Source organism: Nonomuraea sp. NPDC048901, from assembly GCF_040649695.1.
Taxonomy (GTDB): Bacteria; Actinomycetota; Actinomycetes; order Streptosporangiales; family Streptosporangiaceae; genus Nonomuraea.
In genome coordinates this window covers 41,615-58,246 of sequence record NZ_JBEZFW010000016.1, presented here as the reverse complement: position 1 = coordinate 58,246, position 16,632 = coordinate 41,615, and the positions used below count along the sequence as shown (strand labels likewise).

Genomic DNA, 16,632 nt, shown 5'->3' with positions numbered 1-16,632 from the left:
GCGTCCGGACGGGGTCGCTAGGAAGCCACCGGCTGCTGCTCCCGGTTGTTGTCGTTGCTGGCCGACTCGCTGGTGACCGAGCGGCGTTTGGAGACGAGGATGGCGCCGACCACCACGCCCACGGCCACGACCGTGATCCCGATGCGCAGGGCCGGGTTGCCCGCGTACAGGACCACCGCGGGCGCCACCAGGAGCGCCACCAGGTTCATCACCTTGATCAGCGGGTTGATGGCCGGTCCGGCCGTGTCCTTGAACGGGTCGCCGACCGTGTCACCGATGATCGTGGCTTCGTGGGCCTCGGAGCCCTTGCCGCCGTGGTGCCCGTCCTCGACCAGTTTCTTGGCGTTGTCCCAGGCACCGCCCGAGTTGGACAGGAAGACCGCCATGAGCGTGCCGCAGGCGATGGCCCCGGCCAGGAACGCGCCCAGCGGCGCGTACCCGAGGGCGAACCCGACCGCGATCGGCGTCATGACCGCCAGCAGGCCGGGCGTGGCCAGCTCGCGCAGCGAGTCACGGGTGCAGATGTCGACGACGCGGCCGTACTCGGGCTTCTCGGTGCCGTCCATGATGCCCGGGTGGTTGCGGAACTGGTCGCGTACCTCGAAGACCACGCGCATCGCGGCCCGCCCGACCGCGCTGATCGCCAGCCCGGAGAACAGGAACACGACCGCCGCGCCGATGACCAGGCCGACGAGCACGTTGGGCTGGTCGATGCTCAGGCTGAAGGTGGAGAACGCGCCGAGCGCCTCCTTGGCCGCCTGGCTCGCCTTGCCGAGCTCCAGCTCCACGGCCGTGCGGAACGCGCCGAACAGCGCGGTCGCCGCGAGCACCGCCGTGGCGATCGCGATGCCCTTGGTGATGGCCTTCGTCGTGTTGCCGACGGCGTCGAGGCTGGTGAGCACGCGCGCGCCCTCACCCTCGACGTCACCGGACATCTCGGCGATGCCCTGCGCGTTGTCGGATACCGGGCCGAAGGTGTCCATCGAGACGATGACGCCGACGGTGGTCAGCAGGCCGGTGCCGGCGAGCGCCACCGCGAAAAGCGCGATCGTCACGTTCCCGAAGCCCAGCAGGAACGCGCCGTAGACCGCGCCGGCGATGATCAGCGCCGAGTAGACCGCCGACTCGAGGCCGACGCTGATGCCCGCCAGGATGACGGTCGCCGGCCCGGTGGCCGAGCTCTCGCCGATCTCGCGGACCGGACGCCTGGTCGTCTCGGTGAAGTAGCCGGTCAGCAGCTGGATGGCGCCGGCCAGAACCAGACCGATGATCACCGCGCCGATGGCGATGAGCCGCGGGTTGGCGGTGGACTGCACGGCCGAGCCGGTCAGGTCGCTGAAGGTGCTGGGCAGGTACCAGAACGCCGCCGCCGCGACCAGCACGGCGGAGATCCCGGCCGAGATGAAGAAGCTGCGGTTGATGGCGGCCATGCCACTGCGGTCGCCGTCGCGCATCCGGGTGACGAAGATGCCGATGATCGCGGTGAGCACGCCGATCATGGGCACGATCAGCGGGAAGATCAGTCCCTGCTCGCCGAAGGCCACCTTGCCCAGGATGAGGCTGGCGACCAGCATGACCGCGTACGACTCGAACAGGTCGGCGGCCATGCCCGCGCAGTCGCCGACGTTGTCGCCCACGTTGTCGGCGATCGTCGCCGCGTTGCGCGGATCGTCTTCGGGAATGCCCTGCTCGACCTTGCCGACCAGGTCGGCGCCCACGTCGGCGGCCTTGGTGAAGATGCCGCCGCCGACTCGCATGAACATCGCCAGCAGCGCCGCGCCGAAACCGAAGCCCTCCAGGACACCGGGCGCGTCACCTTGGTAGACGAAGACGACGACGGCCGCACCGAGCAGGCCGAGGCCCACGGTGAACATGCCGGCCACGCCGCCCGTACGGAAGGCGATGCGCATGGCGCGCTTCTCGCCCGCCTCACGGGCGGCGGCCGCGACGCGTACGTTTCCGCGTACGGCCAGCCACATGCCCATGAAGCCGGTCAGCGCGGAGAATACCGCCCCGACCACGAAGAAGATCGAGCGGCCGATGCGCACATCGGTCTCACCCGGTAGCAGGAGCAGGAGGAAAGGGATCACGACGACGAAGACCGCCAACGTGCGGAACTGCCGCGCGAGATAGGCGGCGGCTCCCTCTTGTACGGCACGGGCGATGTCCTGCATGCGCTCCGTGCCGGGGTCGGCGGACAGCACCTCGCGCACCAAGCCGCCAGCGACGGCTAGGGCGATCAGTGCGACCGCGGCGACCACGATCACGATGGTGAGATTGTTACCGCTCAGGGCCAGATTGGACGCTGGCTCCACCGCCAGCATGTGCCTAAACATCGTTCTCCTCGGCAAGACCGGTCGTCCTGCCCGGGCGGTGCGCAAAGATCGGCGGGCTGGTGCGGCACCATCCGGGTTGTGGGTGCCGCTTCCGGTTGAGTCCGCAGTTTCGCCGGATCACCTTGGCCGGTGCCGGGAGTCTACGCACGGGCTGCGCGGATATGAAGGCTCTGCCGGTCGCTATTTGGCCACGCGTCCAGTAATCCCCCAGTAATCCCCAGCCAGCAAGGCGATTTGCCATCTGACAACCGATATTTCCCCGGGTTTACGGCCATGACAAGGTGCCCGATACGACACGCCCGAAACATGGGTTTGGGACATCCCAGAGGGACGACACGCCGAAGCCGAGCTGTGGGGCACGGCCCGCAACCGGCTGGGAGATGTCCTCAGCGGCCAACGGCCGGGATGACATGCCAGAGCCGGGCCATGGATACCCACGACCCGGCCGGTCACTAGGAAGGGACGGCGACGGCCCTACGGCTGTCGGCTGGTGCCCTTTGGCCGTCGGGTGGCTTGGTGCTCTATGGCTGTTGGCTTGTGGAAGCCATGGGTGCCGTGCCTCGTATCGGCGCCCAGCCCCGTATCACCAGAGGAGCGTATCCCTGGACAGGGCTCAGCCACGGTCGGCGGGCGGGGCCCACCGTGCCGTGCCGTAAAAAGAAAAGATTGTCGTTATATCGGCGCGTGACCATTGGTGGCGGCGGGCCAGCTCATGCGGATGCGCATCCCCTTCGGACTGGGGAACACCTCCACATCGTCGGCCAGCCCCGCGATCACCGCGATGCCGAACCCCGACATGAACGAGTCAGAGAGCATGCCCAAATCGAGAGGTTGCTCCTGCTTGATCTCATCGCTGGGGGCCTGATCGCTGACCGTGACCTCGAACCGTCCCGAGTCGTCTTTCAGCTCGATGCGGATGGGCTCTCCCGGACAGTGCGCGCGATGCGCCTCAACCGCCCGGGAGCAGGCCTCACCGACGGCGAGCCTGACCTCGTCCAGCAGTGACTCCTCCACGCCGGTGCGCCGGGCGATCGCCGTCGCGACCAGCCGGGCGGTCCGCACATGCGCGGGGAGGGCGCTGAACGTCAGCTCGACGGTAGCCATGACTACTTGTCTTTGCCGTGAGCTTCCTTGGCCTCGTCGACCGAAGCGTAGATCCCGAAGACCTTGGTGAGTCCGGTGATCCGGAAGATCTTGAGGATGCGCTCCTGCGTGCACACCAGCTCGAGCGAACCGTCGTGCGCCCGAACCCGCTTGAGCCCCCCGACCAGGACACCGAGGCCCGTCGAGTCGAGGAAGTCGACCTTCTCCATGTTCACGAGAAGGTGGAAGTTGCCCTTGTTCACCAGGTCGATGAGGAGCTCACGCAATCTCGGCGCCGTGTAGACATCGATCTCACCCTCAACCTCGACGATGGTGAGTCGGTCCTCGTTGTGGTGATCCAACTTCAGATCCACAGATCCTCCAGCGCCTCGCCTGCGAAAGTACCCTTGCGGGCCTGGCAGTCTGGAACGGGGCTCCAGACCGTCTGACCCTGACGCGCGGCATTCAACCACGCGTCTGGCTTGTGTCTATACGAAATCACGATTCCCGGCGACTTTGCCCACGGATGCAGACTGGAAACAGTGACTTCCTCCGCTTCCTCCCCACACCGGCCAGGTCCACTCCTCGGTCACCTGCTCGGTGTTCCCGCACGTCATGAGCGCGTCACTCATGTGGAGCATGTTCCAGCACGTCAGGCGGGTCAAGTGGGTTGGCCGAAATGGGCGCCGGAACTCCTGGTTACGCGCTTGGCGAACCGCGGAATCCCGGGATTGTGGCCACACCAGTACGAAGCCGCTGATCTGGCCCATCGTGGCCGAAATGTGATCATTTCCACCGGAACGGCATCCGGGAAGTCGCTCGCGTACCTCACTCCGGCGGTCACTTCCTGCCTCGACGGCGGCACGGTCCTTTACCTCACGCCTACCAAGGCCCTGGCCGCCGACCAGCTCCGCGGCCTCCGCGAGCTCCGCATCACCCAGCTCCGCGCGGCCTGCTTCGACGGCGACACGCCGTTCGAGGAACGTACCTGGGTCCGGCAGCACGCCAACTACGTACTAACAAATCCCGACATGTTGCACCGCAGCATCCTGCCCCGGCACGCCCAGTGGTCGTCGTTCTTCCGGCGGCTGCGGATGGTCGTGGTGGACGAGTGCCACGGCTACCGCGGGGTGTTCGGCTCGCACGTGGCTCAGATCCTGCGCCGCCTGCGCCGCGTCTGCGCCCGCTACGGCTCGCAGCCCGTCTTCCTGCTGGCCTCAGCGACGGCCAGCGAGCCGGGGGCGTTCGCGATGCGGCTGACGGGGCTTGAGATGGCCGAGGTGACGTCGGACGGGTCTCCCAAGGGTGCGACGACCATCGCGCTCTGGGAGCCGCCCCTGACCGAGCTACGGGGCGAGAGGGGGGCTCCGGTGCGCCGCACGGCCACCGCGGAGGCCGCGGACCTCCTCACGGACCTCGTCCTGGCGAAGGTCCGTACCCTCGCCTTCGTCCGCTCCCGACGCGGCGCCGAGACAGTCGCCCTGACCGCCCGCGCCAAACTCGCCGACGTCGCCTTCTCCCTGGCCGGGACCCCGATTGGCGGCTCATCGAGTACGGCCTTCGCCCCGGCAGGAGGTAATCCCGGCGCGCTCCCCCTGTCTGGTGGCCACGCCATCCCCCCAGGCCGGGACATTTCCCCGCTCCCCTCTGCCCCTCACCCAGGGTCTCCAGACCACGACGTCCCCATGGCGTCCCGGGACCACCGCCCTTCCCTGTCATCCCCCACCCAGGACACTCACCCAGCGTTTTCCACCCCACCGCCCTCAGACCAGGGCACCGCTCCACCAGGCGCAGACCAGGGAACGCTGTCCTGGGGAGCGTCCGTGCCCGTGTCCGTGCCCGAGTCCGAGTCCGTGCCCGTGTCCGAGTCCGTGTCCGAGTCCGTGTCCGAGTCCGTGCCCGTGTCCGTGTCCGAGTCCGAGTCCGCCGACTGGGCCGACCTTCCAGACCGGATCGCCGCCTACCGGGCCGGATACCTCGCCGAAGACCGCAGGCTCCTGGAGAAGGCCCTCCGCTCGGGCTCCATCATGGGCCTGGCCACCACGAACGCCCTTGAGCTCGGCGTGGACGTCTCCGGCCTGGACGCCGTCCTGATCGCCGGCTGGCCGGGCACCCGCGCCTCCCTCTGGCAGCAGGCGGGCCGAGCCGGCCGCGACGGCCAGGAGGCACTCGCCGTACTCATCGCGAGGGACGACCCCCTCGACACCTACCTCGTACACCACCCCCAGGCCCTTTTCGGCCAGCCCGTAGAGGCGATCGTGCTCGACCCGGACAACCCGTACGTTCTCGGCCCCCACCTCTGCGCGGCCGCCGCGGAGATCCCGCTGACCGACGCCGACCTGCCCGTCTTCGGCCCCACCACCCCGAACGTCCTCGACGACCTGGTCACCGAGGGCCTGCTCAGAAAGCGCCCCGCAGGCTGGTTCTGGACCAGGCGCGAACGTGCCACCGACCTGGCCGATATCAGGGGCGGCGGAGGGGCGCCCATCCAGGTCGTGGAGTCCGCGACCGGCCGTCTCCTCGGCAGCGTGGACGAGCCGTCCGCCCACACCACCGTCCACACCGGCGCCGTCTACCTGCATCAGGGTGAGACGTACCTGGTGGAGCTCCTCGACCTCGAAGCCGGCGTCGCCCTGGTGGGCGGTGCGGAGCCCGACTACACGACGTTCGCGCGCGACGTGACGGAGATCTCGGTGCTCGCCTCCCTGCGTTCGCACGACCTCGGCCCCGGCAGCCTCCACTTCGGTGAGGTGGAGGTGACCAGGCAGGTGGTCTCGTACCTCAAACGCCGCCTCCAGTCCGGCGAGATGCTCGGCGACGAGCCCCTGGACCTCCCGCCGCGTACCCTCCGCACCCGCGCGGTCTGGTGGACGCTCCCCGCCTCAGAAGTCGCCACTCTGGCCGAGGAAGGCTTCGACCTGGGCGGCGCCGCCCACGCCGCCGAACACGCCGCCATCGGCCTGCTCCCCCTCTTCGCCACCTGCGACCGCTGGGACATCGGCGGCGTGTCCACGGAACTTCACGCGGACACGGGCCTGCTGACGGTGTTCGTGTACGACGGTCACGAGGGAGGCGCCGGATTCGCCGAACGCGGCTACGCCCGTGCCACCGACTGGCTCACGGCCACCCGCGAGGCCATCGCCTCCTGCGAATGCGAACGCGGCTGCCCATCCTGCATCCAGTCCCCCAAATGCGGCAACGGCAACGAGCCCCTGGACAAACGCGGTGCCATCCACCTGTTGGACACCTTGCTACGCTCCGCTTCCGCCGCAAGCTAGTCCGGTGTCGACGGACGTTCGCCGGGTGTCCACTCTCCCTCTCCCCCGAAGGGGTATCCCGCCCGGGTGGCCCGGCGGCGCAACCCCTTCGGGCCACCCGGCGGGACAAACCTTCCAGGGCCCCTGACACGACGGACTGTCGCAGGGACCGGACCAAACCCAGGGGCCACTGTGGTCACCGCACCAGGCAGCGCGCGACCGCCCGAACCTCGATAAGCCCAGGTGAGACCACCCGCTGACCGATCCCTCCGGGTCCTTGGCGGGTTGGTCGAGGCGAGACCACCCACTGACCGCTTCCTCCGGATCCTTAGCGGGTTGGTCGAGGCGAGACCACCCACTGACCGCATTGCCAGACCCACTCGTAGAACACAACGATGCGCGCACTCACTCGAGGCGCAACCCCTGCAGGATCCGGGACAAGGCGGCCCACACGTCGTCCAGGTCGCCGGGATCTCCGGAGCCGGCCAGCCACAGGGCGGCCTCGTTCATCGCCCCCGACAGCAGGTGAGTCAGCGGGGCGACCGGCTGTCGTGCGATAACCCCTGCCTCGATGAGGCCGGAAAGCGCCTCGGCCAGATGGCGGGCGGAGGCGGCCTCGTCCAGCGCGCGCCACTCGCTCCAGCCCAGGACTGCGGGGCCGTCGATGAGCATGATCTGCTGGATGTCCGGATCGGTGCAAGCTGTGAGGAACGCCCGGCACCCGGCCACCAGTTGCTCCCATGGGTCGTCCTGGACCTCGGCGGTCGCGGCCACCGTCTCGGCCACCTCCCCCTGCACCTGCTCCAGGACTGTACGGAACAGGTCGGCCTTGCTCTCGAAATGGTGGTACAGCGCACCCTTGGTCACCCCGGCAGCGGCGACGATCTGCGACAGGCCCACCGCCCCGTAACCCCGGCTCGCGAACAACAGCCTGCCCTCGCGCACCAGAATCCGCCGGGTCTGCTCGCGCTGCTCGATCCTGCTGCCCTTGTGCATCGCGTCACCCCTGTTGACGTACCGATGGTATGCCAATAGCGTAGCTTGACATACCAACGGTATGCGAAGGAGCTTTCCGTAATGCTGACCAGCTTCTATCCGGTCCTCTGCACCTCCCTGCTGCAGGAGTCCCGGGACTTCTATGTCGGGTGGTTCGGGTTCGAGGCGACGTTCGAGGCGGACTGGTACGTGAGCCTGCGCCGGCCGGGGACCCCGCCGTACGAGCTCGCGCTTCTCGACCACCGCCATCCGACGCTTCCCGAGGGCCACCGCGCACACGTTCAGGGGCTGCTGCTCAACTTCGAGGTCGAGGACGTGGACGGGGAGTGGGAACGGCTCGTGGTACGGGGAGGTCTGCCGGCCGTGCTCGAACTGCGCAGCGAGGATTTCGGGCAGCGGCACTTCATCGTGGCCGACCCCAACGGAGTGCTCATCGACGTCATCACACCCACCGTTCCCACCGCCGAGTACGCCGGCCAGTACCAGACTCAGGATTCACAAGGATCCGCAGCCCTTTGACGCACAACAGAGCCCGTCCGGCCTCGGCTCAACAACGGCTTGCTCGCTGCGCCAGATGACCTCACCCACCACATCAGTGCCCATGCCAGGGACTCAAAGTCCGACGGCATACCGATGATCTCGGCAAGACCGGTCGCATCAGGCACGCCCTCGACACGGAGGAACCCGCCGAAGGGCTAGCGCCAGCCGAGGCAAGTGCTCCCCACCGGCCGACTCCTTCGGAGGGCTTGGTGGGTTGGTCGTGGGTTAGCTGTCGCCGCCGCGATGGCGGTGGCCCGCGAAGGCGTTCTCGTCGTCGTCAGCCGCCCAGAAGTCACCCGCTCCGGGCTGCGGACGCTCCCAGAAGCCACTGTCCTCCATCGCCCTGGGCGCAGGGGGCAGGTAGTCGTCCCAACGCTCCTCGATCCGTACTGCGGGCGGCGTGACGGCAGCGGCCGACTCGGGCACCTCGATCACGGCCGAGCTGGGCAGCGCGATCCGTACGGGCTCCTGACGGACCGTCCGACCGTCCAGCTCAGCACGCATCCGACCGGACTGGTCGAGAGGCTCTCGATCACCCTGAGCCGCTCCCCTCCAGCCATCCTGATCAACGGAAACCAGGTCATATCGACCGGCATCCGCCCAGCCATCCCGCTCCCCAGACACCCACGAAACCTGCCCAGCGCCCGCCTGGCCATCCTGCTCGCCGGACAACCAGGAAGCCTGTCCAGCGCCCGCCGGGCCAGCCTGACCGCCGGACGCCCAGTCATCCGGATCAGCAGCCCCCATATCGGCGTCGCTGAGGTGCAGCGGGAGGGCGGCGCGTACCTGCGCACGAGCCTGCCCCGGCACCGGCCCGTTAGCCCGACCGGCACTCGGCCCCTCTGCGTGACGCCGTGCTGCGGACGGCGTGGCCAGCAGGCCAGACGCTGTCGAGTTGAAGCGATCGGACGACACCACACCGAGCTGTTCGGACCCACCCGAACCAAACCCGTCGGACCCACCCGAACCGAACCTGTCGGACCCACCCGAACCGAACCCATCGGACCCGCCCGAACCGAACCTGTCGGAAACCCCCCGACCAGATCTGTCGGACATCTCCGGACCGAACTGGTCGGACGCCCCTGGAGCGAACCGATCGGAGCCGCCCGAACCGGCCACACCAGCAACCCCCTGACTAAACCGATCGGACACCCCCAGACCGGGAACCCCTGGAGTGGACCCTCCCAGGGTGGACGCTTCCAGCCCAGGTGCTCCCGGACCGGGCCGGTCGGACACCCCCGAAGTGGGTCGGTCGGACGCCGCCGAGCCAGGTTGTTCCAGCGCCTGCATGTGGGATTCCAGTGCCCGCATGCGAGACCGTGCGGGCGTCTGCGCACCGGAACGTCCTGGTGGCGTACGCGAGGCTCCGGGAGCCTGGGCGCCAAGCCGCTCTGACCCGCGCGAACGCTCAGACACCTGAGCACCCGACCGCTCCGGCGCGCGGGACTGTTCAGGGGACTGCGTACGAGGATGCTCACTGGCCGGTCGGACCTTGGCGACTGCCAGCACCACGGCAGGGCGTCGGGGGACCGAAGCGGTGGGCGGGACGCTATCCGTACTGGGTTGAGCGGAAATGCCGAGACTTGGCGAAGCGGCAGCCGAGTGCGGCACCGAACCCCCAGCACCAGCGACGGCGAGAGACCGGCGACGCGCCCACGCGCCTCCGTGCGCGGCCAGCAGCAGCAAGACGAGCCCGCCTGCGACGTACAGGCCGTACTGGCCGATGCCTCCGGCGGCCGACTCCGACGACTGGGCCTTCACCTTGGAATCGATGGCAGCAGAGTCGGCGTCGCCTGTGGAGCCGTTCGGAGCGAGGCCGTCGGTCCTGCTCGAATCTCCGGTCGTGTCGGCGGTCGGGATCGGGAGATTGCCCTTGGGGTCGGTGTCGGGCATGGCGGGGAGCTTGTCGGTTTTCTTCGTCGTGGTCGCCTTGTGCGTGGGCGCGACCGTGGACTGCGCGTGCTTCTTGGCGGGCAGCGTAGGGAGGGTCTCGACGCCCTTCTTGGTGCCCGTGGTCTCCTGTTTCGTGGCCGTCTTCTTCGGCTGGGCGGCCGGTGGTGCGGGGATGGTCACGTACGCGGCGCCAGAATTGCCGGACTCGATCGACCCGCCATCGCCGTCGCCCCTGAACGCCTTCACGGTGAAGCCCACCCGCTGCCCGGCCGCCTTGGTCGGTACGGCGAGCACGGCCTTGCACGATGATCCGGAGCAGGCGCTGTCGGCGGGCAGCCTGCCCACAATGCCGGACTGGCTGGTTGCCACCTCGTAGGACTGGAGGTCCGGCTCCGAGCCCTTGCTCCAGGTCACCACGATCTTCTCGGTCCCCTGCAGGGCCGCGGCGACGTTGTCCGGCGCGGCGGCGGGCCGCCTCAGCTTGAAAGTGCTCGTCGCGTAGGTGCTGCCGGTGATCTCACCCTTGAGGACCACGTTGAAGGTCCCGTTGGGTGCGCTGCCCGCGTCGAACGTCCCGGAAATCGTCTGGTTGGCACCCCCACCGGCGACCTTCTGCCTGGTGGTCGAGGGGCCCTCCACGTACACGCCCATGTTGAGCTGCATTAACCCGGTATGCGCTGAGATCGGCACGGATCCACTCGTGACCACCTGACCGTCGGACGGAGACGTGATCTCCCCCGGGCCCGCACCTTGCCGCGCCACCACGGCCGCCTGAGCGGACCCACCGAGCACGATGGTTCCCGCGACGACCGCCGTCGCGACTATCGCTCTGCCAACCGTCACGGCGCTTCCCTCCATAGAGAGCCTCGCGCCGCCTGACCGCCCTGGGGCGTTCACGCGACGACCGGAATGCAGTCCGCTTGGCCGATGTCGATCACCGACCGCCCCTGAACCCGCACCCTAACGGCTCAGGTCCGGGCTATCCCAGACTCCGGCCCCAGACGGCATGGACTCACGAGTAAGCGGCACCTTATGTGAGCTATCTAACTCTTGGACACTCTGTCTAAGAAGTCGTAATTCGATTGCGACCTAGCCCCGGCAGCCCCAGAAGCCGCATTGTTCGCAAAAGTGAAAAAAGGCCTCTGCTTTCACGAACAATGCGCTAAATAACGGCCCACCCCGCCCTGCGGGAGCGAGGCTCAGCCCTCAGCATGGGCCGGGGTCCACTCCCCGGCCCAGAACCAGGAGCCACCTAAACCAAGGCTCACAGCCCGCAGCCTCACAGCGCAGGTCGGGGCATACGAGGCGAGGACCCAGAATTGGGCCCTGGGACCGGGATCGGAACCCAGGGCCGGATCGGGGCCAGGGCCAGGACGAAGCCAGGGGCCAAGACGGAAGCACACCCACACCTCCGTCCACCTCAGCGCGTCGTCATACCGGCCGATCGATCTACCAAGAGGTGGGCCAGTGCTCCCGTCTTCAGGCGCGATGGTGTAGACCCGCGCGCCAGCGCCCTCTGGGGCGCGAGCGTGCAGTGCTTGGAACTGTTTGCGACGGCTCAATCACGTACGGTAAGGTTTCCGTGATCGAACGGGCAAGCGACAACCAAGCTGACCGTAAGATCACTTCCTGGATTCATCGGTACAACGAGGCCGCCGGACGGGCGGTGACAGGACGTGGAGACTTGCCGATAGGCGGGTCAGTGAAGCGTCAAGCATCCCGTTCCACAGCTCGTGCTGCTTGCGCAGCATGGACTGCTGCGTGAGCAGCACGGGAATCTTCGCCGCTTCAGGGCGAGGAGCATGTCAAACTCCGCATCGTGACTGCTGCATCTCAGCGTGGTGGCTCCTTCTACGACTCACCCAAGATCTCCCAGAGGTATCGCGACCATCGGCACAGTGGAATAACGAGCCCAAACCACGTCATGGAGGAGCCAGCGCTACTGGATGCCCTTGGCACGGTCACCGATCTGCGCGTTTTGGATCTCGGCTGCGGGGATGCGGCCATCGGGCGGACTCTGCTGGACGCCGGCTGCCGTAGCTACCTGGGCCTGGATGGCTCGGCAGCCATGGTGGAGGCTGCCAGCGCGACCCTTCGAGGCACCTGTGGGCGAGCCGAGCGAGCGGACATAGAGGACTTTTCCGCCCCGCCGTCTTCGTTCGATCTGATCATTTCTCGTCTGGCCCTGCACTATGTCGAGGATCTGGAGGCGGTGCTGACGGCTTGCCACACATGCCTTTCGCCTGGTGGGCGGATCATTCTTTCGGTTGTTCATCCCGTTCTCAGCTCATATGACGCCGGGACGGGAAAGCCGCGCACGAACTGGATCGTCGATGACTACTTCCTCAAGGGGCCACGGCGGCGGAACTGGTTGGGCGGCAGTGTCGTCTGGTTTCACCGGACTGTTGAGGACTATGTAGATGCGCTGATGAACGCCGGGTTTGCACTGTCGGCTCTACGTGAGTGCGCCCCTCAGGAAGAGCGGTTCGACGGCGACTTGGCCGAACTGGCGCGCCGCCGCCGCGTGCCGCTCTTCCTGTTGCTCAGTGGCACAAGGATCTGACCGGCCAGGAGAACTGCCGGACAAGGTCTTCCCTCTCCGTATGCACGTGGTCATCAAGGAGGTCACCCCGGCCGAGCGGGTATAGAAGTCCCGTTCCGGCCGAGACAGGAACCGACATTCCTGTTCCGGCCGAGCAGGAACCGACGTCCCTGCCGACCGAGCTCCGTCCGGCTCACTCGCTCCTCACCCGCTCGCCCGCTCTTCGTTCACTTGGCCTGTCGGCCTTGCTCGTGCGCATCCCCACCAGGTCCACCCCGCCGCAGGCCGTCGCGTTCTACCGGGTCTGCACGCTTACTCCTGTCGTGAGTGCTCTATCGGGCCCACACCCTTCGGCCTTTGCCTGCTCTGTCTGGCCTGCGTTCCTGCTCCCGCTTGTTGCGCCCTGCCATGGCTCGCATCCCTTCTCCGGTCCGTGGGGTGCTCTGCACAGGCCGCACCCCCTCTCCGGTCGGTGGGGGCTCCGCACAGGCCGCACCCCCTCTCCGGTCGGTGGGGGCTCCGCACAGGCCGCATCCCTACTTCGGACTGTGTGCGCACCCTGCACAGGCCACATCCCTACTGCGATCTGTGGGGGTGCTCTGCCGAGGCCGGGTACTCGCTTGGGCCGGCGCGGGCCCTACCCGTCAGGGTTCGGGTTCCTAAGGCGGGCAGAGTGATGGTCAATGAGGTTCGGACATCCGCGATTTCACCTGTGAGCGTGCATTGAAGGAGGTGGGCGCCGTTTTTCGCGGCTACGGTCTTCGCTCTGTCGCAGGCTGCTTGGGGATCGAAGATTGCCAACCTCGCCGCCGCAAGTGCGCTCAGGTCGGCTGCGTCGTGTACGTGATGGCGGGCGACGCGTACGGAGCCCACAGTAGCGAGGGCCGTGGCGACCGCCATGAGCAGGCCCATGAGCGCGACTCCCCACAATGTCGCGGAGCCCCGGTCTGCTCGCTTGACGAACGTTGCCGCTCGATCCTTCTTCGCCGAGGTGCGCCAGCGTGTCATGACTCCGTGTCGGCTGTCGCAGAGGCGGCCACTTGTACTGCGGGCAGGGACGCTCCCCATGCTGGTCGTACCTCCACCGAGATCTCTACTTTTGTGCTCTCCGGGCTACGGCTGATGTCCACCTGCGCGTTGGGGCGGGTGGCGGATCGTACGAGTTCGCGCACTTCGTCCAGTGGCTCGCCTCTGGCTGCGGCCCGGGCTGCGGCGCGAGCCGCGTCGACGCATTCCAACTGGACCCCGACTACTTGGATCGTCCACAATGCGGCGGCCAAGACGACCATGAGCGCGGGCAGGACCATAGCGGTCTCGGCGGTGACGGAGCCGCGCGACGTCGGCCGCCGCTTCAGCCGCGATGTCGGCCAATTACGACGCCATACGAATCGTTTCACGAGCGACACCGACCGCCTCGAACCTGATGTCGGCCAATTGCGACGCCATAGGCATCGCTTCGCGAGCGACACCGACCGCCTCGAACCTGATGTCGGCCGTTTACGACGCGCTACGGATCGCTTCGCGAGCGACACCGACCGCCTCGAACCTGATGTCGGCCGTTTCACGCGCTTGGAGGTCTCGGCTTGGGGCGCGGTCATCCGGCTGTGTTGAGCGCCTTGTCGATGAGTTTCGAGAGCATCTCATGCACCTCGGGACTGGTGACCACCTTGAACAGCAACGCCGCGAAGGCGCACGCGGCGATTGTGCCAACGGCATATTCGGCTGTGGACATGCCGCGCTCGCGGTGTGGTCCCGAACAACGGGCCCACCTGTCGGCGAGCCAGCCGTGGTGGCGGATGGCTGGGCTGGTTGCCTTGGCGGTCGGGGGGCCTTGTGGCGGTGTGGCGGTCGGCGGGTCTTGTGGCGGTGTGGCGGCGGCGTTCGGGGTGGTTGCCGCATGATGCATGGTGCCTCCAGGTGATCGGAGCCGGGTGTCGTCCGGCGTGGGTCCAACAGTGGCTCAAGGCTGCGTGCGTCGGATGAGCCGAACGACGTTCTGTGGAAAACGTTGGACTGCCCCATAAGCAGGGTGCTGACCTGGAGGTTTACGGGCGCGCTGCCCGTCTTGCGACAGTTGGTCTCTCCGCGTGCTCCCGACGTCGATCCGGTACGTGTAGGTGCTCGGCAGCCCTCCCCCGCGCATGTCCATGCCTGTGTGAATGAGCGCGCAGGCGTTCATGAGCGCGCAGGCGTTCACGCATCCCAAACCGGCCATTGATTGGGACGCCCGGCGGCCTCAAAAGCGTGCAGGGCGGCCTTACGAGCCGTGTGCGGGTCTTCCGAGTGCCGGTCGGCGGGGTGTGGGTCGTCGGGGTGTGGGTCGACGGGTGGAGTACAGCAAGGCAGGTCAGGCCGTGAGAGGCGTATCCGTCGCGTTAGCGGTGGACACAGTGGTGCTGTGCTCCTACGCGATGCGGTGGCGTCAGTAAGCGTCGAGGTCACCGCTGGCAACCGGGCACCGCGTAGGCGTCGAGGCCACCGCTGGCGATCGGGCGCCGCCAAGGCGAGGCTCGGAGGAGCCGGCCGGGCCGGTCAGTGAAGACGGCCCTGTTCTAACGCCAGCTCGGATGGCCATCGAGGAATTCGGGGTTGAACGGCCGACGAGGCGCTCGCCCCGTTTTCGCGCATGCGTGATCTTCAGCTCAACCGTGCATCCGTTTGCCCAAGGCGGTCTCGTAGGCACGCATCGTCCGCACGATCGTGGCGCGTTCGGACGGCGTGAGGTCGGACAGGACCTCGGTCCACGCCAGTGCGCTGCCCGACAGCCACTCGCGGATCGGCTCGACGTACTGCGGTGCGATCGCGACGACCCGCCGTCGCCGGTCGGCATCATCCTCTTCCCGTGTCAGGACGCCGCGGCGAGACAGATCACCCACCATGAGGCTGACGGTCGTCGGAGCGATCTCCAGTCGCTCCGCCAGCTGGCTCACCGTGAGAGACCCGTCGTACTGCAGATAGGCCAGCAGTGACAGGTGGCGGGGTGCGAGATCGAGCGTCCGCAGTGCCTCTGGGACGGGCAGCCGCTTGGCTCGCCCGACCATCCTGGGCATCAGCAGCAGCATGAACCGCACCGCCTGGTCAGTGGTCATGCCGTCCGCGTTGTTGACCATCTGGCGCTTCACCAATTACCTTTGAGATTAAAGCTAATTTAGGAACAAACAGGAGGTCCATCGTGCCACACCTGACGGTCCGGGTCCTGGAGTCACAGCTGCAGGGCAACGAAACGGCCCTGATTGCCGCGCTGACCGACGCGGTGGTCGACGTATACGGCGAGTGGGCGCGCGACATCGCGGTCATCCACCTCGACGGCGTACCCGCCGGACGACTGGGTCTGCGGGGCAAGCCAGTCGACGAGGCGCCACCCGCGATCATGTTCGGCATCCGCGAGGCGGCGTTCAACCGTCCCGACAGCGACGAGCTCATTGCCAAGCTTGTACGAACCGTCACCGATGCCGTCGCCGACGTCCTCGGAGCGCACTTGCGCGACACCATCACGGTCGAACTCGTCGCCACCCCGGCCGGCCGCACTGCGCTCGGAGGTGTGATCGTCGACGGCTAGCCCCGTTTTCGCATGTGAGTGATCTTCAGCGGAGGTCTCGTCGATCGATGTCGAGCAGGTCCAGGCCAGTGGACTGCGGGATGCTCGGTGGTGACTGGCCGATCCCCAGGATCTGACGGATGCCGGCTGGCGGCTCCAGAATGAGCCGACCAGTGGGGACAGCAGTTTGACCGGCATACAAGCCGTCGGGCCTTGGTGACGCCTCGTGCGGTCAGTACTTGGCGAACCTGGCGTTCGACCAGCCAGAAGGCGGGCACCGAGCCAGGCAGATGACCGTGATCAGCGCGGCGATGCAGGCCCCGAACGCCGCGGCGTCGGGGTAACGGCGGCTGTCCAGCTCACGCTCCAGACGAGCCAGATCCGCGCGAGTACCTCCCACCATCGAAAAAGCGGCCAGCCTGATGAGTTCCGCGCCTGTAATCAATC

Annotated in this window: 15 protein-coding genes; 5 read left to right on the top strand and 10 right to left on the bottom strand. The window is 67.4% G+C overall.

Features of this window, described 5'->3' with window-relative positions; all coding sequences use genetic code 11:
- Window positions 1-17: 17 nt before the first annotated feature.
- From AB0C30_RS41740 to AB0C30_RS41730, 3 genes are all read right to left on the bottom strand, one after another.
- Window positions 18-2,336, bottom strand: a complete 2,319-nt coding sequence (locus AB0C30_RS41740; protein WP_357954528.1) for a sodium-translocating pyrophosphatase — start codon at window positions 2,334-2,336, stop codon at window positions 18-20.
- A 672-nt stretch (window positions 2,337-3,008) separates the two neighbouring features.
- Window positions 3,009-3,440 (bottom strand): ATP-binding protein, encoded by a 432-nt coding sequence (locus AB0C30_RS41735; protein ID WP_225299083.1) that lies wholly within the window; start codon window positions 3,438-3,440, stop codon window positions 3,009-3,011.
- Window positions 3,441-3,442: 2 nt separating this feature from the next.
- On the bottom strand, window positions 3,443-3,793 hold the full coding sequence (locus tag AB0C30_RS41730; protein WP_020542579.1) for an STAS domain-containing protein: 351 nt from the start codon (window positions 3,791-3,793) through the stop codon (window positions 3,443-3,445).
- Between the two features lie 408 nt (window positions 3,794-4,201).
- On the opposite strand from AB0C30_RS41730, the gene AB0C30_RS41725 reads away from it, so the two are divergent.
- Window positions 4,202-6,697 carry a DEAD/DEAH box helicase gene (locus tag AB0C30_RS41725; protein WP_357954526.1) on the top strand — a complete coding sequence of 832 codons (2,496 nt, stop codon included), beginning with the start codon at window positions 4,202-4,204 and terminating at the stop codon, window positions 6,695-6,697.
- Window positions 6,698-7,081: 384 nt separating this feature from the next.
- Here the strand turns inward: AB0C30_RS41725 and AB0C30_RS41720 are convergent, their stop codons facing one another.
- Window positions 7,082-7,672, bottom strand: a complete 591-nt coding sequence (locus tag AB0C30_RS41720; RefSeq protein WP_357954993.1) for a TetR/AcrR family transcriptional regulator — start codon at window positions 7,670-7,672, stop codon at window positions 7,082-7,084.
- 81 nt (window positions 7,673-7,753) lie between these two features.
- Between AB0C30_RS41720 and AB0C30_RS41715 the strand changes: the two genes are divergently transcribed.
- Complete coding sequence (locus tag AB0C30_RS41715) at window positions 7,754-8,191, top strand: VOC family protein (RefSeq protein ID WP_357954524.1); 438 nt, start codon at window positions 7,754-7,756, stop codon at window positions 8,189-8,191.
- Window positions 8,192-8,437: 246 nt separating this feature from the next.
- Here AB0C30_RS41715 and AB0C30_RS41710 read toward each other — a convergent pair whose 3' ends face one another.
- Complete coding sequence (locus AB0C30_RS41710; protein ID WP_357954522.1) at window positions 8,438-10,948, bottom strand: hypothetical protein; 2,511 nt, start codon at window positions 10,946-10,948, stop codon at window positions 8,438-8,440.
- A gap of 1,081 nt (window positions 10,949-12,029) precedes the next feature.
- Between AB0C30_RS41710 and AB0C30_RS41705 the strand changes: the two genes are divergently transcribed.
- A complete protein-coding gene (locus AB0C30_RS41705) occupies window positions 12,030-12,668 on the top strand; it encodes a class I SAM-dependent methyltransferase (protein ID WP_357954520.1) in 639 nt (212 codons plus the stop codon).
- A gap of 555 nt (window positions 12,669-13,223) precedes the next feature.
- Here AB0C30_RS41705 and AB0C30_RS41700 read toward each other — a convergent pair.
- Entirely contained in the window at window positions 13,224-13,655 is a 432-nt protein-coding gene (locus AB0C30_RS41700; protein WP_357954518.1) for an Rv3654c family TadE-like protein, read from the bottom strand.
- The gene (locus AB0C30_RS41695; RefSeq protein WP_357954991.1) at window positions 13,652-13,936 is read right to left on the bottom strand and encodes a TadE family type IV pilus minor pilin; all 285 of its coding nucleotides are present in this window, start codon (window positions 13,934-13,936) and stop codon (window positions 13,652-13,654) included. Before AB0C30_RS41695 ends, AB0C30_RS41700 begins: the two co-directional genes overlap by 4 nt.
- Here AB0C30_RS41695 and AB0C30_RS41690 point away from each other — a divergent pair.
- Window positions 13,935-14,258 carry a hypothetical protein gene (locus tag AB0C30_RS41690; RefSeq protein ID WP_357955016.1) on the top strand — a complete coding sequence of 108 codons (324 nt, stop codon included), beginning with the start codon at window positions 13,935-13,937 and terminating at the stop codon, window positions 14,256-14,258. The two genes, AB0C30_RS41695 and AB0C30_RS41690, sit on opposite strands and share 2 nt — an antisense overlap.
- Here AB0C30_RS41690 and AB0C30_RS41685 read toward each other — a convergent pair.
- Together AB0C30_RS41685 and AB0C30_RS41680 are read right to left on the bottom strand one after the other, a co-directional pair.
- Window positions 14,242-14,379: a DUF4244 domain-containing protein gene (locus AB0C30_RS41685; protein WP_357954516.1), complete on the bottom strand. Its 138-nt coding sequence runs from the start codon at window positions 14,377-14,379 to the stop codon at window positions 14,242-14,244. The genes AB0C30_RS41690 and AB0C30_RS41685 overlap by 17 nt on opposite strands.
- 910 nt (window positions 14,380-15,289) lie before the next feature.
- Window positions 15,290-15,769, bottom strand: a complete 480-nt coding sequence (locus AB0C30_RS41680) for a helix-turn-helix domain-containing protein (protein ID WP_357954513.1) — start codon at window positions 15,767-15,769, stop codon at window positions 15,290-15,292.
- Between the two features lie 50 nt (window positions 15,770-15,819).
- On the opposite strand from AB0C30_RS41680, the gene AB0C30_RS41675 reads away from it, so the two are divergent.
- Window positions 15,820-16,206, top strand: a complete 387-nt coding sequence (locus AB0C30_RS41675; RefSeq protein ID WP_357954511.1) for a tautomerase family protein — start codon at window positions 15,820-15,822, stop codon at window positions 16,204-16,206.
- A 211-nt stretch (window positions 16,207-16,417) separates the two neighbouring features.
- On the opposite strand, the gene AB0C30_RS41670 is transcribed toward AB0C30_RS41675, so the two are convergent.
- On the bottom strand, window positions 16,418-16,588 hold the full coding sequence (locus AB0C30_RS41670) for a hypothetical protein (RefSeq protein WP_357954508.1): 171 nt from the start codon (window positions 16,586-16,588) through the stop codon (window positions 16,418-16,420).
- Between the last annotated feature and the right edge of the window lie 44 nt (window positions 16,589-16,632).

What these genes read in the sequence shown, in the direction of transcription:
- AB0C30_RS41740 (WP_357954528.1), bottom strand. Translation starts at nt 2,336, where the DNA reads ATGTTTAGGCACATGCTGGCGGTGGAGCCAGCGTCCAATCTGGCCCTG.
- AB0C30_RS41735 (WP_225299083.1), bottom strand. Translation starts at nt 3,440, where the DNA reads ATGGCTACCGTCGAGCTGACGTTCAGCGCCCTCCCCGCGCATGTGCGG.
- AB0C30_RS41720 (WP_357954993.1), bottom strand. Translation starts at nt 7,672, where the DNA reads ATGCACAAGGGCAGCAGGATCGAGCAGCGCGAGCAGACCCGGCGGATT.
- AB0C30_RS41715 (WP_357954524.1), top strand. Translation starts at nt 7,754, where the DNA reads ATGCTGACCAGCTTCTATCCGGTCCTCTGCACCTCCCTGCTGCAGGAG.
- AB0C30_RS41705 (WP_357954520.1), top strand. Translation starts at nt 12,030, where the DNA reads ATGGAGGAGCCAGCGCTACTGGATGCCCTTGGCACGGTCACCGATCTG.
- AB0C30_RS41700 (WP_357954518.1), bottom strand. Translation starts at nt 13,655, where the DNA reads ATGACACGCTGGCGCACCTCGGCGAAGAAGGATCGAGCGGCAACGTTC.
- AB0C30_RS41690 (WP_357955016.1), top strand. Translation starts at nt 13,935, where the DNA reads ATGAGCGCGGGCAGGACCATAGCGGTCTCGGCGGTGACGGAGCCGCGC.
- AB0C30_RS41695 (WP_357954991.1), bottom strand. Translation starts at nt 13,936, where the DNA reads ATGGTCGTCTTGGCCGCCGCATTGTGGACGATCCAAGTAGTCGGGGTC.
- AB0C30_RS41685 (WP_357954516.1), bottom strand. Translation starts at nt 14,379, where the DNA reads ATGTCCACAGCCGAATATGCCGTTGGCACAATCGCCGCGTGCGCCTTC.
- AB0C30_RS41670 (WP_357954508.1), bottom strand. Translation starts at nt 16,588, where the DNA reads ATGGTGGGAGGTACTCGCGCGGATCTGGCTCGTCTGGAGCGTGAGCTG.